We start from the raw sequence: 15,062 nt of genomic DNA, 5'->3' as shown, positions 1-15,062 counted from the left end.
AAAAGACACGGCTGGCTGCCGTGCCTTCAACCGTAAATACATTGTAATAGGAGGTTTACTTTTTTTCATCACGTTTCTCTTTCATTTCCAGATTTGATCTGGGAGTGAAGAGCAATGCTGGCCGACTGCATCAGACTTGCACAGACAAATAACGAAGCGTTGGAGGCGCTGCTCCAAAAATTCGCCCCCTTAATCAAAAAATGTGGTCGTCAACTTCATATCGAAGATGGTAATGAGGAAATGATACTGGCATTTATAGAACTGGTTAAAGATTTTTCTCCGTCTAATTTGCGAAATATAGACGATGGTACCGTAGTTCAGTATATAAAACAGTCAATGTATCATTATTGTTTCAGAATATATAAAAAGTATCACCATGTAGAGACCGTAATTGGCTGGGATGAGATCAGCCCCAAAGAAGAGGCAGAGTATTTGGCGACCCAAGATAAGATACAACTTAATGATGGGCTATTAACTGAACTCCAGATTGATGTACTGACAAAAAGAGAAAGAGAAATTATAACACTAATGTTTGAGAATTCTCTGACCGCAGCGGAAATTGCACGTCGATGGGGATGTAGCAGGCAGTCAGTAAATCAGGGAAAGATTGTTGCTCTTAAAAAACTAAGGAAGACTTTTTCAACACCTATCTCCACAAAAACACTTCATAATATAGAAAGAGCGAAACGGTAAATCAACGGGTCAAATATTTCCGTTTCAGAATAGCAGCGGCTTTCCTTTTTGCCCTGGTAACAGCCATACGCACACTATCAGGTTGTATTCCAAGATCTTCAGATAGACTTGAGTAAGACTTTCCCTCAACAAAACGGCTAGTTAATAAATAGCGGTCTTTCTCATCCAGCTCGTTAAAGACAGTAGTAAAGCAATTGATATCTTCATCCCTTAAAAAAAGTAATTCAGGATTTTCTTTGCTGCTTTGAGAAAGCTCATATTCATTTTCTAGACCAGAAAGAGGAGTAATTGCATCCAAGTTTCTCTTGCGGAGATATGTGTATGTCGTATTGGTGGAGGCCGTTTTAATATAGTTTACCAATTTGGGCTGAGGAAGATGCTTAATAGTATCTAAATTTTGGATTAGTTTCTCTGTTGTGCTCTGAAGAATATCTTCAGTAATCCAAGGGTCTTCGGTAATGAGATGAATTGTATGGTACATGAGTCGGTGGTAAGAGGAGTAGAGATTTTCCATAAAGGTTCGGTCATCTTCGTCCTCAATAACGAGGATAGCAACTGGGACAAAAAACATTGGACTTACTTACCTTCCCCCGTTCCGTACTGATCCACCATGGCTCGAAATGCCATATCGGAAATTACCAATAGAATCGCCCGTTGACGGTCAGGAGGAAGTTGGAACAGACTGTGAATTACATCTGAAACAGGGGTCCCATCTGTGAGAGCCTTTTGCAACACGTCAATCGGAAGATTAGATGATATTCTTCCCAAGAGATAATCTGTTGAGACACCAAAATAATCAGCAAGTAATACTAGCTTCTCCAAATCGGGGAGATGGAAGCCGTGCTCATAGTTGGAGATAGTTCCTGAAGTCACAGAAATAACCTTGCCAAGTTCGCTTTGTGTCAAACCACGATCCTGGCGCAGTTCTGCCAGCAGGTCACCAAATTGCGCCACTCCTCTTTCCTCCCCAATATCAAGTAATTACTATTATATATTTTCTAAAATAAATGAGAGTGATATTTTAGAAAACGAATTGAAAATGGAGTAAAATAGTATATAATTTTAGAATAACTAATAAAAATGCCAGAGCAGAAGACAACAATAAAATTGCCATTGTTGCGTTTGCCAAAAGCAGGTGTCTTTTTATATAAAAAGGAAAGACATTATATAGGAGTTATTCTAATGAAAACAAAGATAGAAAAAGATTTAGGAATGTGTGACCAAAAAGAACGAGAGTTTATGGAAGAGCTTTATCGCAAATATGAACGCCTTATGTATGCAACAGTTAGGCGGTATATCTCTGACAGTATGGAACAGGAGGAGATAGTACAGGAGAGCCTTAAAAAGCTGATTGAAAAAAGGAGGGTTTTGTGTAACTTAGATTGTGCTGCGCAGGCTGGATATATTGTGGTTGCAATAAGAAATACATCGTTTTCATATTTGAGAAAGCGTAACAGAGAAAGAAGTAAAATAATAAGTCTGGAGACGTTGAATGAAGAAGGAATGCGTCATATAATATTGGCGGAAGAGGAACAGTTATTCTATGAAGAGGAGATTGAAAAATTAAAAGAAGGCTTGAAACACTTGGGACCAGAAGATCGAGCACTTTTAGAAGGAAAGTATTTGTTAAAATATGGGGATAAGGAGTTGGCACGGGATTTTGGTTGCCAGCCGAACAGTATCAGAATGAAATTGACCAGAGCTAGAAGAAAGCTCATGGTAATTATGAAGAGGAGCAAGAAGGATGACAAAACGTGAACAGTTGATAGAGCAATATGAAGATGCTCTGTTTGCCCTGTTGATGGATTCCGTGGCGGAAGAAGAAGGGAAAAAGGCTATTGAACTTAATGAACGATTGAAAGCAGATCCAGAAGCGGAGGTTCCGGCAGAGGTGCGGCGGCGATGCGAAAAGCTGATACGTCAAGAATTTAATCGAAAGAAAGCAAGAAACCTCGGCCGGATGACATGGAAAATGGTGCAGCGGATATCTGTGGCCGTTATGCTGTTACTTGTTCTTCTAACGACTGCAATGGCGGCATCAGAACAACTCCGTTTGAGCATACTGAATGTGGTAATTAGAACATGTGAACAGTACACAGAGTTTACCTTCGAAAAAGAGGGGAACAAGGATATAGAGCAGGTCCCACAGAGTGCTTCAACAAATCAAGATGCGAATATGACATATTACTACGATTTAGGATTTGAATGGATTCCAGAAGGCTATGAGGTTGGAGATAATGGATGGGCAGATGGGAAAAAGAATCGGCTAGTTTGTATTTATGATCAAGAGGGACATCGTATAGATGTTAATGTGGTCCAATATTCAGAAAAGACAATCCATAAGTTTGATTCAGAAGAATCTAGGAAGAGTAATGTGGAGATTCAAGGATATTCAGCAACTCTTTATGAGAAAGATTTAGATAGTGTATATAGTCAAACTTTGGTCTGGCTTGATGAAGAAAATCACTATATTATCCAAATCACATCAACAGGAGAGGCGAAAAATGCTCTCACATCAGATCAGCTGGTAATGCTGGCCGAGGGCCTTCGTTGGTAAATATAAAAATTTTTGGTTGCGTTTTTCCAAATGTTGAGTCTTATATTATGAGCAGAGCTCAAATAAGACTTGAAAGGAATGACGACTAAATGAAAAAGCAAAACAGTTTGAGGAGAATTTTTACCGGGCCATTGGTAGTATGTATGCTGGCAATGATGCTACTACCAGCGGCAGCTAGATTTGTAGCCATTCGATCGGTAACTGTGGACCTATCTATTAACAGTAGCGGCTATGCCTCCTGTGATGGAACATGCACGGTAGCATCTGGGTATGAAGCTGAGGCAACACTGGAGCTGCAACAAAAAGATGGATCTACATGGAAAACGATTAAGGAGTGGAGTGACAGCGGCGATGTGATTAGATTCAACAAGGCGCAATTTGTTGCCCGTGGATACGATTATCGCCTGAAACTTACCACAGAAGTTTATGACGCCAACGGGAAATTCGTAGAAGATGACGTCACATATTCCGGTGTGGAGAGTCATTAAGTAATATGACAAAGGGGCCTGAAGACCAAAGTTGGTTTTCAGGCCCCAGCAGTAAATAAAGGAACCATAGACATATAAACAGTTTTCTTCCAAATTTACGACCAGATGGGAGAACAGTATTTGACTTAAAGAAATAAAATGTAAGTTACGATGCCATAAGGGTAAATTACTTTCTGACATCTTACAAGCGGCCGACTTTGTACCAGATTACAAAGTCGGTCGCTTGTTTCATAAGTGGCTCAGGCATAGAAGCAGGGCACCACCGCCTCCGATCTGTTTTCAAAAACAGATCGGAGGTAGAAAAAATTGTGGAATTATCGCAAAAATGATTATGCAGCGAACAAATACAGCCCTAATATTGTGTATCGCTTTAATGATGAAATTATAGAGATTTCTCTGGAGGATTATTTAGAGGAGAATCCAGATAGAACGGAGCAGGACTTTTTGAAATTAAAAGCTCTGTCTGATGAGATTTATTATGAGCAGGACAGAGCAGAGAACACCCAGACCCGTAAAAATATATCTATCCAGGGAATGGAGGAGATGAATTGTTGTGCTACCCGCTCACTAGAGGACGAATGGGAAGAATTTGAGGTAGAGCGTCAAAACTATCGCTATGCTAAATTAGCCCTGGGACAATTGTTTACTACAAATATACTTACGGAAACCCAGAAACGGCGATTTCGACTCAATATATTTTATGGACTATCCAGTCGGGAAATTGGTCGAATCGAGGGGGCTAGTCATCAAGCGGTGGCAAAATCGTTAAAAATTGCTGTTGAAAAATTAAGAGTTATATTTGCGGAACAGGGTTGACACCCTATTAGTTTCATGACGATAGGTGAAGGGAGTTCTTCCGAACTTACTTTTCCTGCTCCTTGACAACCACATATCCATTCATCGGTAACTTCCCCTTTGCCAGTGCGATGAGCAAAAGCCGATTCAGAAGCCGCGCCATGAGGTATGGTATGGATGAGTAGTTTCTACTGATTTTTTCTGTCATCCTGTCCGTATGAGCGAGAAACGGTGGTCTGTAAAAAACGGGTGGCTCCCGGTGCGGCCATGATCGGCAAAGGATACAATGGTACTCCTGCCCAGCCACAGCCCTGCTTGACCGCAGGATCATGCAATGGGGGCAGCTCGGAGAGATCCTCGGAGGGGTGAGATTCCCGTGGGCCGGTTCGCTGCTGGCCACCGATGACTTCCCGTGTGTGGGGTGTCTGGGACAAATAGCACACTAAAAAGAAAACAGATTGGAAAATTGCGTCGGAAACAGGGTGGGCTTTTAGGGGCCCACCCTGTTTCCAGCTTACTTATATTCAGGAGGTCATGACTATGCGGAGGAAGGCAATCCGGCGTGGCACCTTGTTCTACGCTGATTTGGACCCAGTAGTTGGCTCGGAACAGGGAGGTACACGCCCTGTCCTTGTGCTTCAAAACAATGTAGGTAATTCCTTCAGCCCAACAGTGGTAACAGCGGCTATCACCAGTCGAAGGGACAAGACTAACCTTCCTACTCATGTTTCGCTTGAGAATGTTCCGGGCCTCGCTCCCACATCCCTGTTACTGCTAGAACAGATACGGACGGTTGACCGCAGGAGGCTCAGAGGTTACATTGGGCATATCAGCAGGGAGAAAATGAAGGAAATTGATAAGGCGATTTCTGTCAGCCTTGGCATAAAAACCACTAAGGAAAGGAATACGCACCGTGAATGAAAATGGCCATATGATGCTGTCCCCGAAAGATGCTTACCGCCTCATGTTGAAAGATTACCCTGATGTGATGGATATTGGAGAAATGTGTAAAGTGTTGGGGATCAGCAAAAAGACCGGCTATAAGCTGTTGAAAGATAGGAAAATCGAGTCCTTAAAAATTGGGCGCGCCTATCGAATCCCTAAAGCTCATATCCTTGGCTATTTAAAAGTCTCCTACTCCGTTATAATGGAATGAGGAGTTTTCGCCTCCTACGGTCAGAAAAATAGACGCAGAAAATTAACAATTTAGATCCCGGTTTACCTGGAGTTTTGTTCTATCCAATGATACAATATAGGTGTCATTGGTAGGTGAACTCAATGCCGCAAAAGGAGGATCAACAAATATGCCAGCGGTACACCTGCAAGAAAACACGAAGTTGATTTCCGGCCATGTGGCCGAGAAAAAAGGCTATCTCTACTGGGTCCTAAATATCACTGAAAATGGAAAAAGGAAACCCAAGTGGATTCCGACACATAGGAAAGCTAGGGGAAATAAAACCTGGGCAAATAATATGCTTCCTGCTGTTCGGAAAGAGTGGACAGAGAAACTGCTGCGAGAAAGCACAATCACGGATAACTTCAGTCTATTGGCATCAAAGGAAAATCAAGTAATGGCAGAAGTGTCGTTTGTAGATTTCCTGTACCAATGGTTAGAGCATAAGTATAGGACAGCTACTGGGCGAGCCATAGATGCAAAGCCCATTGAACTTTCCACCTACGCTGGTTACGAACAGCAGCTCAACAATCCTATCGCTCCGTATTTCCGTGAGCATCCTATATCACTTTCTGCTCTGACCAAAGAAGATATCCTTGCCTTTTATGAGAAGGAATTGGAGCGGGTTAAGCCGTCTACTGTCAAGCACTACCATGCTCTAATTCATGGGGCGCTGAACTATGCGGTGGACAAAAAGCTAATCCCCAATAATCCTGCCGACCGAATCATCATTTCCAAGCCTGAAGCCTTCAAAGGGGACTACTACCTGGATTCCGAAGTCCTACGCCTGTTTGAGATTATCAAGGGGCACAAGATTGAGCTAGTGATTCTTCTAACTGCATTTTATGGGTTGCGCCGCAGTGAGGTCATTGGACTGAAATGGAACGCTTTTGACTTCAAGCACGACTGCGTTTCCATCCGGCACACGGTCACGATTTGCAATGTTAAAGGAGAACGTCTTACGATCAAGAAGGACAAGGCCAAAAATAAGTCCAGCCTACGGACTTATCCTCTGATTCCTTTTTTAAAGGAGCGGTTGTTGGAGGCAAGAGAACAACAGGAAGAAAACCGCAAGCTCTGCGGCCGCGCTTACAACAAAGAAAACTTGGGTTATGTCTGCGTCGATGTAATCGGCAATCTGATTAAGCCTAATTATGTGTCTTCGACTTTTGGGAAATTGCTTGAGAAACATAATATGAGGCATATTCGTTTCCATGATCTCCGCCATACCTGTGCCTCTCTCCTGCTTGCAAACGGAGTACCAATGGAACAGGTAAAGGAATGGTTGGGTCACAGTGAAATTTCAACGACGGTGGATATTTATGGGCATCTCCAATATGCAACAAAAAAGCAATCCGCCGCGGCCATTGAGCAGGATATTGTGACCCCCATGGTGCAAAATTTGTCGGCGGATGCACCATAAAAGAAATGAGGTCTACCAGCTTTTTGCTGACAGACCTCATGGCGGAGATGGAGAGATTCGAACTCTCGCGCCGGTTTTGAGCCGACCTACCGCATTTCGAGTGCGGACCCTTCAACCGCTTGGGTACATCTCCAAATTTGTGTTATATCCCCAGTCCCGACCTACCGACCAATTCAGCCGGTGGAAATCGGGAAGAACAACAGGATAGAACAAGCAACATTATTCAATTTGAATTCGGCAGGAACCCGCATGGTTCCAAGGGTTTCAGCCGTTTGGCACTCCGCATAGAAACCGGATTTCGAATCCGGACCCTTCAACCACTTGGGTACACCTCCACAGAACACAGACCGGTCCCGGTCTGTCACCCAGACGAAAGAAGCCGCAGGCCGACGGAGGGGCCTCTGTTTCAGATACACGCCAAACGATCCGGGCGGAAGATTCGCTTATTAAAGATACCAAAAAAGCAGAGAGAAATCAAGAGGGGAGGGGAAAGAAATAAAAATTGTTCCTTCTCAGCCTCCGTGGGATTGACACGATGTGGGAAAATAAGGTATGCTAAAACAACAGAACAAACTAGAAACGAGGGACAGGAGGGGCTGCGGATGGAGATGCAGGATATGCTGGCCGACCGGCTCAAGCAGAAGCGGGCGCTCTCTCACGCATCCCTGGAGGAATATTCGAAGGAACTGGGGATCAGCAAGAGCGCGCTGCAAAAATACGAGGCCGGGACCGGAAATCCTACCCTAGCCACGGTGCAGACCATAGCGGACCACCTTCACGAGAGCCCGGCCCAGCTACTGGGGATGTACAGCGAAGAAGAGATGGAGGCTGCGGGCCTGATGTTCCGGACCCTGGAATGGTCCATGGGGCTTTCGGAGGGGAGCCGCAGGGAGCTGGCGGTGCTGTTCCGGGAACTGAGCCGTTTCCTGAGCGGCGAGCTGGGAGGGGCTCCCGGGCCCCCAAAAGAGCGGAAGGAAGAGCGATGACCTCTGGGTGACGCTCCCCTGCCACGGCAGGACCTGAACGGAAACCGAGAAAATTGGTGAACTGCTATCCCTCAATTTTTACCAGGTCATAGCTGGATTTACTGCCGTCACCTCGACTGGAGGAGCTGCGGCACGATACAGTAGGCAGGTCCATCATAGATGAGAGGGGGGCTGCTTCGCGGCCCCCCTTGATGATTTCAACGTCAGGCCTGGTCATACCATCAATGGAGCGATTTTGACAGTTTCAAGGAGTTTTGAATCAATGGTAAGAGTGCTTTTGTCTGCCACGGCAGTATCTTGAAAAGTCCCGAAAAAGCCTGATGTACCAATGATTATGCGGCTCGAAAAGGTGCTTACTACACCACGACTACACCATTTTTAAAAGAGCCTTGGATGACACTAAAATTTAGCAACCGTGAAACAGATGGCGTGACAATTTAAAAACCAAGCAATGCAATTAGGTTTGGTACATTTAAAAATGAAACCGGTTCCATCTTTGAGAAAACTCAGACGGAGCCGGTTTTGTATTTTTTTTGACTGTTTCCTGTAATTATGAACCCGTCAAGTTCGTACCTGACTCCTCATTCGCAATATTAGGTAAACGTGTTCTCCATTCTTTGAGCCATTTTAGAGTTTTTTCGGCTCCAGGATGGAGCTGGGCATATTTAGCAAGCAGGAACAGCTGCCACTTTGCTCGTATATAAGCGTAATGCCACTTATCGTATGCATAGTTTTTCAGTTCCGGCTCCGCTGCCCGTTCAAAGGTTCTCCAATCCACAAGTTTCCCTAATATCTGTTTTTCTACCTCACCCCCGTATAACTGCTCGGCGCTGGTCAGATACAGATCAACGGCCGTTTTCAGATTTCTTTCATATTTGGAATCAATTAAGTACTTTTGAATACCCTCCACGGCTTTTTGAAGCACAGCGTCCCGGATGGTTGAGTCTTCAATATATCGGGAAAGATCCAGTTGTAAACTGCACTGTGAGCATTGTTCATTGTCGTACAACCAAAACAACGCCGTGTTCCGTTCTTGCTCCGAACAGTGCAAAAGATCGACTGCCAGGAGCGATAACAATTGTTGGTATAACTGCTCCCATTGCTCCCTCGCATCGGAGTCCAAGGTATGTTTCGTACGTGTAAAGAAAGTAATTTGACTTAAAAAATAGGCGGTCTGTAACGATCTTTTTTGCGGAGTTAGTTGCGCCAAAGTGTCCAAAACCTGCTTGTTGGACAGTTTTCCATCTCTGAATAGGGAAAACATCCATTGCGCACACAAGAGTTGGGTATACAATAGTTTTGACTTCGAAGCAGACAGGAAAAGCCGTTCTGACCAGGGATAAAACGACATGCGAGCCGCCAAAATATCGAACATCAGCGGTGATCTACTGTTATCCAATAGCAAAAGGAACGCCGCAGGATCCAACTTTAACATTAGGCGATAGCTTCCATGAAACCACCCGTTTTCCCGATACCAAATATGTCCTGCCTGATCGAATAGAATATCAAAACCTGCTCTGCTTACTGTTGCCCGATCATGAAGCAAGGCCCATAACGTGTATTCCGGCGCGTTGATGCCTCTTTGGTCATGCACCATACGCCGCTCTTTTTCTTCGGCAAAATCAGAAAACCACATTAGAAACTCATCTGCAGCTCCATCTATATTTTTTAAGGTTTCTGCAACATCTTCAATTGACCATCGAAACACATTCGAGCATAGCTCTCCCAAGACTCGGCAAACGCCCTCTTTATCCTGTCCCCAATGACTCCATACTTCCGTAACCGCTACAGACAGGTTCTCCTTTGGAATCGTGTTTCTGCCATTCTCACAATATTCCGTCCCCAGCCACTCTTTCAAAGGTGATGGAGATAACTTCTTTTTATCTTGGGCCGTCGGTTTCACTGTAGAATCATACAGAACATCACAAATAATGCGCTCTTTTGGCGGTTTCTTTTCTTGGAGCTTGGCATCAAACATCTGAGTCAAATATTCGCATACTTCCAGAGCTACCTCATGCTCCAGCGGTGCAATGACAAAGGGGTAGTTCTGTCCCATCTTGTTCAAAGAATTGCTCAACAGAAATCCGTCAATATGTTGGTCATTATGGAACCGCAGCAAATACCGATCATGAAACACCGGTTTGTTCCCTCGCCTCAAATTGCGCACTGACAGCCGGCCATGGAGCAATTTTGCATTGCTAAACAGGATTTTTTCATACTCTTTGCAAATATCGGATGCTTTCCCTGTATCCGGGTCAGTCAGCCCAAGGCAGGTAATAATGTCAAGCTGCAGATTCGTGCGTGGTATTCTAGTCAATAATTTTTCTGCAGCTGAGACTGAAAAATATGGATCTGCAAGAATGACTCTGTCCACAGTACTATCCGCCAGATACTTACGTATTTTTAGAAAACTATCAATTTCTCCATCTTTTCCTGTATTCGGAATAAACGCTCCCAAACAACGTGTTTTCCGATAATCGGTTAAAAGCCTCCTTCCTGTTTCCAATGAGGTGTCAATTTCTGTGTGAAAGCTGCTTTTAACTGAAACCGTACGATCGGTTGTAACCCGATCAACTTTTTCTATTTTTTCTTCGATCTCTCTTTTTCGGTTGGAAGCTGACTGAAGTAATTTCTTTGTCCAAGCATCTCTGACATGATACGAAGACGAGTCAAAATTCATCTCCAGATTTACTCCAAGCATCATTGATAAATCACGGGCGAAAAGCAACTCTCCGGTTTCACCATCCCATATCTGTACTACTACCCTGCTCATAGATTCCTTGGCCGTGAACTCCACAGAACTCTCCTCCGCAGGCAGCAGTTTTGTCTGATTGATCAGCCACCGCTTACGATGTTCTGCAGCGCAATTTACCACCAATTCTCGGGAAAACACCTCTGTTTTTTGAATCGTTACTTTCTTTAATTCCAACTCCTTATGTGTCAAGATCTTAAAACCTGTGCCCAATGGAGCTGACTGATAGTGTTCAAAGTTTCCGAAGCGATGCCCCTGCGAAGAAAAATCAATGCCGCATTCCTCTTGGCACCACTGTATTAAGTCCTGGACATTTCGGTACAGTTCCTTACCATCTGTCCCAAATGAATGGAGGATTTCCTGAAATAGTGCTTCCTTTTGCACATTCCACAATTCCTTCAGATATGCGTATTCCACAACCGGACCATGCTGCCTTGAATGCGTATCATTGACCAGTACCATGGGCCTGATAACTAATTGGGGAGATTTCATCGTTATCTTCGCCATAGACAGAGTGCTTTCCTGTGTGAGGCTTTTCTCAAAGATTTCCGCTTCATGAAAAGGTAAAATGGCTGTAAGGACACTTTGGTGTTTTTTTGATATCTCTCTCTGCTTCCATGTCAAAAAAGGCTGGTTTGTTGGGGAACTGAATCCGTAAAGAAGAACTTCCCCCCCAGCAGTAGAAAACAAAAGTAATTTAATAAAGCGATTTTCTCCTTGCATTTTTTCATCTCCGTTCTCTTTCGGATAGCCATGTACAATACTTTCTTTCTACGACATTATAACATATTACTACATCCTCCCTTCCAGAAACGAAATTCACCATTTTTTGAGAGCCTTGCTATGACAATCCCAATATGGCAGATTTAAGAGAAGAGGAAATATCTTTCTAATGTAAAATGTTCCCGCTGGCGCTAACAGACAAAAAGATGCCGGGGCAGCCTTGGAAAAGGTTGCCCCGGTATCTTTTCACATATTTTGTGCTTTATAGTTTTCGCCCCATGTCCACATGGCGTCCAGAATGGGCTTCAGACTTTTTCCCAAGGCTGTCAGGCTGTACTCCACCCGCGGCGGAACTTCGGCATATACTTTGCGGCTAACCAGCCCTTTTTCTTCCATATCCCGCAGCTGGGCGGTGAGAACTTTCTGGGAAACGCTGCCGATGGACTTTTTGAGTTCTCCGAACCGCTTTGTTCCCGGCATGAGGTCGCGCAGGATCAGGACTTTCCATTTATCACCAATCAGCATAAGCGTTGTTTCTACCGGACAGGCAGGTAATTCTTTCACTTGCTGCATAGTAGCACTCCTTTCCAATAGTTTCTTTTTGGTAACTATAGCACAATAAAGTGCTTACTTTACAATAGATACTTACGGAATTATTATAATTTTGCAAGATAAAAATTGCAATCCCCAAAACCCAAATTCCAATCAGGAGGTATTTATGATGAATGACGTCGTAAAGTTTTTGCAGGAAAATCCCGTTCAGTATCTGGCCACGGTTGGCCGTGATGGTAAGGCCAAGTGCCGCCCCTTCATGTTTTCCGGCGAGATGGATGGCAAGCTATGGTTTTGCACCAACAACCAGAAGGACGTCTACAAGGATATGCAGGCCAACCCTAACATCGAGATTTCTGTTTCCAGCCCGGCTTATGCGTGGATTCGTCTGAACGGCGAGGCCGTTTTCGAGAATAATATGGCCGCCAAGGAGATGTGCATCCGGAACCCCATCGTCAAGGGGCAGTACGGCGAGGCCACCAACCCCATCTTTGAAGTGTTTTATTTGAAAGATGTCCATGCAGTAATCGCTGACTTTTCCGGCAATCCGCCCAAGGAGTACGACCTGTAAGTATCGTGCACACGGTTCCCCCCGGATAAATCTAGGGGAACCTCTTGATTTTGAGAGGCTTCTTATGCAGACAAAAGAGTATCTGGAATACATTGTGGATCATATCCACTCTACCGTTTTTGCCACCGTGGACAGCCAAGGGCGGCCCGTCACCTGTGCCATCGACCTCATGGACTATGATGAAAACAGCCTCTACTTTCTGACAGCAAAGGGCAAGAACTTTTATGACCGGCTAAAAGCTAACGAAAATATTGCCTTCACCGCCATGAAGGGAGAAGATACCCTTTCCTGCGTGGCGGTGTCCGTACAGGGCAAGGCAAAGGAGATCGGGCCGGACAGGCTGCCCGACTTGTTCCGTAAAAATCCCTATATGGAGAAGATTTATCCTGATGTGCGCTCCCACAGCGCGCTCACAGTATTCAAAATTTACGAGGGAACCGGAGAATGGTTTGACCTCTCCAAACTTCCTATTGAACGGGCCAGCTTCTTTTTCGGTGGAGCACAGGCAAAAGAAACCGGCTATTTTGTGACGGACAAATGTATTGGCTGCAAGCTGTGTTATTCCAAATGTCCGCAGAAGTGTATCGACATTTCAAGAAAGCCTGTGGTTATTCGGCAAGAACACTGTCTGCATTGCGGAAATTGCTTTGAAATATGCCCTGCAAGGGCGATTGAACGGAGATAAGATGATGACGCAGGACGAGCGATTGATTTTTCTGCTCCGCGATCTGCTGGCAGAACGAAAAGAATATGAAGATATCCCGGTGCCGGATTCTCTCTCGGAAAAGCGGCGGCTTTTGCGCAGCCTGATGAATGTGCGTCCGCCCGTCCCGGTCCGTGAGGATTTCTTGCGGGTGCAGGACGCTTACCTTGTGGATCGTCTCGCGGAGCGGGGCGTGACAAGGCTGAAAGACCTGACGCCGGTGCGTCCCGGCTTATATCTCTGGCAGGGAGATATCACTACGCTGGCGGTGGATGCCATCGTCAACGCGGCCAACAGCCAGATGCTGGGCTGCTTCGTTCCTTGTCACGGCTGCATCGACAACGCTATCCACACCTATGCAGGGGTGCAGCTCCGCTTGGAGTGTGCCCGCCTCATGACCGGACAGGAGGAAGAACCTACCGGCAACGCAAAAATCACAAAAGCTTACAACCTGCCCTGCCGCTATATACTGCATACCGTCGGTCCGATAATTAGTGAAGCCGTCACACAGGCAGACCGGGAACTGCTGGCCAGCTGCTACCGCACCTGTTTGGAGCTGGCGGCGGAAACTGGGCTTGGCAGCATAGCTTTCTGCTGTATCTCTACCGGTGAATTCCATTTTCCCAATGAACTGGCCGCAGAAATAGCCATACAAACGGTGGGAGAATGGCAACGGCAAACCCCAGACAAAATCAAGGTGATCTTCAATGTTTTCAAGAACAGAGACTATGAAATCTACAAGCGCTTGCTGCGATAATATCGCACGGCTCAAACAGGAATTGGACACGGCGGATGCGGTGGTGATCGGGGCCGGTTCCGGGCTTTCCACTTCCGCGGGGTTTACCTATACCGGCGAACGCTTTCAGAAATATTTCGGGGACTTTATTGCGAAGTATGGCTTCCGCGATATGTATTCAGGCGGCTTCTATCCCTTTGACAGCCTGGAAGAACATTGGGCGTATTGGAGCAGGTATATCTATATCAATCGCTATTTGGACGCCCCGAAGCCAGTTTATCAGGAGCTTTTGAAACTGGTGCAAGGAAAGGACTATTTTGTGCTGACCACCAATGTGGATCATTGTTTCCAGAAGGCAGGATTTGACAAGACGCGGTTGTTCTATACCCAGGGCGACTACGGCCTGTGGCAGTGTTCCAGGCCCTGCCACCAAAAGACCTATGATAACGAAACCATTGTCAAAAAGATGGTGGCCGAACAAAAGGATCGAAAAATCCCCAGCGAACTGATACCCTGCTGTCCAGTCTGCGGCGCACCCATGTCCATGAATCTGCGGGCGGATGATACCTTTGTGGAGGATGAAGGCTGGCACACCGCCGCCCGGCGGTATGAGGACTTTCTCCACCGCCATGAGGGACAGCATATTCTCTTTCTGGAATTGGGCGTAGGCGGCAATACACCGGTCATCATCAAATATCCGTTTTGGAGAATGACCTATCAAAACGCCAAGGCAACTTACGCATGTATCAATTTGATGGAGGCATACTGCCCGAAAGAAATTCAAAAGCAAGCAATTTGCATCGGTGGAGACATAAAAAATATTTTACACCAATTATTTCCACACAGGAAATAGCAAAGCCAGCCGAGCCAGTCAACGGTCAAGATGAACGGGCTACACCCGCCGTTGAC

At 45.3% G+C, this 15,062-nt stretch carries 17 protein-coding genes and 1 tRNA gene; 13 read left to right on the top strand and 5 right to left on the bottom strand.

Going from position 1 to position 15,062, the window contains the following annotated elements:
- Window positions 1–114: 114 nt before the first annotated feature.
- Window positions 115–693, top strand: coding sequence for a sigma-70 family RNA polymerase sigma factor (locus NE584_RS13820; RefSeq protein ID WP_256183049.1), 579 nt, complete (start codon window positions 115–117; stop codon window positions 691–693).
- Between the two features lies 1 nt (window position 694).
- Here NE584_RS13820 and NE584_RS13815 read toward each other — a convergent pair whose 3' ends face one another.
- Both NE584_RS13815 and NE584_RS13810 read right to left on the bottom strand, forming a co-directional pair.
- On the bottom strand, window positions 695–1,264 hold the full coding sequence (locus tag NE584_RS13815) for an RNA polymerase sigma factor (protein WP_108980494.1): 570 nt from the start codon (window positions 1,262–1,264) through the stop codon (window positions 695–697).
- A 5-nt stretch (window positions 1,265–1,269) separates the two neighbouring features.
- Window positions 1,270–1,647, bottom strand: coding sequence for a helix-turn-helix domain-containing protein (locus tag NE584_RS13810; RefSeq protein ID WP_108980495.1), 378 nt, complete (start codon window positions 1,645–1,647; stop codon window positions 1,270–1,272).
- 228 nt (window positions 1,648–1,875) lie between these two features.
- Between NE584_RS13810 and NE584_RS13805 the strand changes: the two genes are divergently transcribed.
- The 7 genes from NE584_RS13805 to NE584_RS13775 all read left to right on the top strand — a co-directional run bounded on the left by NE584_RS13805 (window position 1,876) and on the right by NE584_RS13775 (window position 7,130).
- A complete protein-coding gene (locus tag NE584_RS13805) occupies window positions 1,876–2,451 on the top strand; it encodes an RNA polymerase sigma factor (protein WP_170116215.1) in 576 nt (191 codons plus the stop codon).
- The gene (locus NE584_RS13800) at window positions 2,438–3,250 is read left to right on the top strand and encodes a DUF4367 domain-containing protein (RefSeq protein WP_108980497.1); all 813 of its coding nucleotides are present in this window, start codon (window positions 2,438–2,440) and stop codon (window positions 3,248–3,250) included. The genes NE584_RS13805 and NE584_RS13800 overlap by 14 nt, the downstream gene beginning before the upstream one ends.
- An 89-nt stretch (window positions 3,251–3,339) precedes the next feature.
- Window positions 3,340–3,738 (top strand): hypothetical protein, encoded by a 399-nt coding sequence (locus tag NE584_RS13795; RefSeq protein ID WP_133248295.1) that lies wholly within the window; start codon window positions 3,340–3,342, stop codon window positions 3,736–3,738.
- A gap of 306 nt (window positions 3,739–4,044) precedes the next feature.
- Window positions 4,045–4,554, top strand: a complete 510-nt coding sequence (locus NE584_RS13790; protein WP_108980499.1) for a hypothetical protein — start codon at window positions 4,045–4,047, stop codon at window positions 4,552–4,554.
- A gap of 519 nt (window positions 4,555–5,073) precedes the next feature.
- A complete protein-coding gene (locus NE584_RS13785) occupies window positions 5,074–5,454 on the top strand; it encodes a type II toxin-antitoxin system PemK/MazF family toxin (RefSeq protein ID WP_108980500.1) in 381 nt (126 codons plus the stop codon).
- Window positions 5,447–5,689, top strand: coding sequence for a helix-turn-helix domain-containing protein (locus NE584_RS13780; protein ID WP_337653081.1), 243 nt, complete (start codon window positions 5,447–5,449; stop codon window positions 5,687–5,689). Before NE584_RS13785 ends, NE584_RS13780 begins: the two co-directional genes overlap by 8 nt.
- 148 nt (window positions 5,690–5,837) lie before the next feature.
- On the top strand, window positions 5,838–7,130 hold the full coding sequence (locus NE584_RS13775) for a site-specific integrase (protein WP_256183047.1): 1,293 nt from the start codon (window positions 5,838–5,840) through the stop codon (window positions 7,128–7,130).
- Between the two features lie 39 nt (window positions 7,131–7,169).
- Here NE584_RS13775 and NE584_RS13770 read toward each other — a convergent pair.
- Window positions 7,170–7,263 (bottom strand) — tRNA-Ser (locus NE584_RS13770).
- A 469-nt stretch (window positions 7,264–7,732) separates the two neighbouring features.
- Here NE584_RS13770 and NE584_RS13765 point away from each other — a divergent pair.
- On the top strand, window positions 7,733–8,116 hold the full coding sequence (locus NE584_RS13765) for a helix-turn-helix domain-containing protein (RefSeq protein ID WP_108980502.1): 384 nt from the start codon (window positions 7,733–7,735) through the stop codon (window positions 8,114–8,116).
- A 550-nt stretch (window positions 8,117–8,666) separates the two neighbouring features.
- On the opposite strand, the gene NE584_RS13760 is transcribed toward NE584_RS13765, so the two are convergent.
- Window positions 8,667–11,591, bottom strand: coding sequence for a VPA1262 family protein (locus tag NE584_RS13760; protein WP_256183046.1), 2,925 nt, complete (start codon window positions 11,589–11,591; stop codon window positions 8,667–8,669).
- A 246-nt stretch (window positions 11,592–11,837) separates the two neighbouring features.
- Window positions 11,838–12,164 (bottom strand): helix-turn-helix domain-containing protein, encoded by a 327-nt coding sequence (locus NE584_RS13755; protein ID WP_050623379.1) that lies wholly within the window; start codon window positions 12,162–12,164, stop codon window positions 11,838–11,840.
- A 148-nt stretch (window positions 12,165–12,312) separates the two neighbouring features.
- On the opposite strand from NE584_RS13755, the gene NE584_RS13750 reads away from it, so the two are divergent.
- The 4 genes from NE584_RS13750 (at window position 12,313) to NE584_RS13735 (ending at window position 15,006) form a co-directional block, all read left to right on the top strand.
- Complete coding sequence (locus tag NE584_RS13750) at window positions 12,313–12,714, top strand: pyridoxamine 5'-phosphate oxidase family protein (RefSeq protein ID WP_108980504.1); 402 nt, start codon at window positions 12,313–12,315, stop codon at window positions 12,712–12,714.
- A gap of 64 nt (window positions 12,715–12,778) precedes the next feature.
- On the top strand, window positions 12,779–13,399 hold the full coding sequence (locus tag NE584_RS13745; protein WP_108980505.1) for a 4Fe-4S binding protein: 621 nt from the start codon (window positions 12,779–12,781) through the stop codon (window positions 13,397–13,399).
- 4 nt (window positions 13,400–13,403) lie between these two features.
- Window positions 13,404–14,174, top strand: coding sequence for a protein-ADP-ribose hydrolase (locus tag NE584_RS13740; protein WP_050625399.1), 771 nt, complete (start codon window positions 13,404–13,406; stop codon window positions 14,172–14,174).
- Complete coding sequence (locus NE584_RS13735; RefSeq protein ID WP_108980506.1) at window positions 14,146–15,006, top strand: Sir2 silent information regulator family NAD-dependent deacetylase; 861 nt, start codon at window positions 14,146–14,148, stop codon at window positions 15,004–15,006. The genes NE584_RS13740 and NE584_RS13735 overlap by 29 nt, the downstream gene beginning before the upstream one ends.
- Window positions 15,007–15,062: the final 56 nt, after the last annotated feature.

The organism is Clostridium sp. DFI.5.61 (genome assembly GCF_024462915.1).
Taxonomy (GTDB): domain Bacteria; phylum Bacillota; class Clostridia; order Oscillospirales; family Oscillospiraceae; genus Lawsonibacter; species Lawsonibacter asaccharolyticus.
This window is presented reverse-complemented; position numbering and strand designations above follow the sequence as displayed.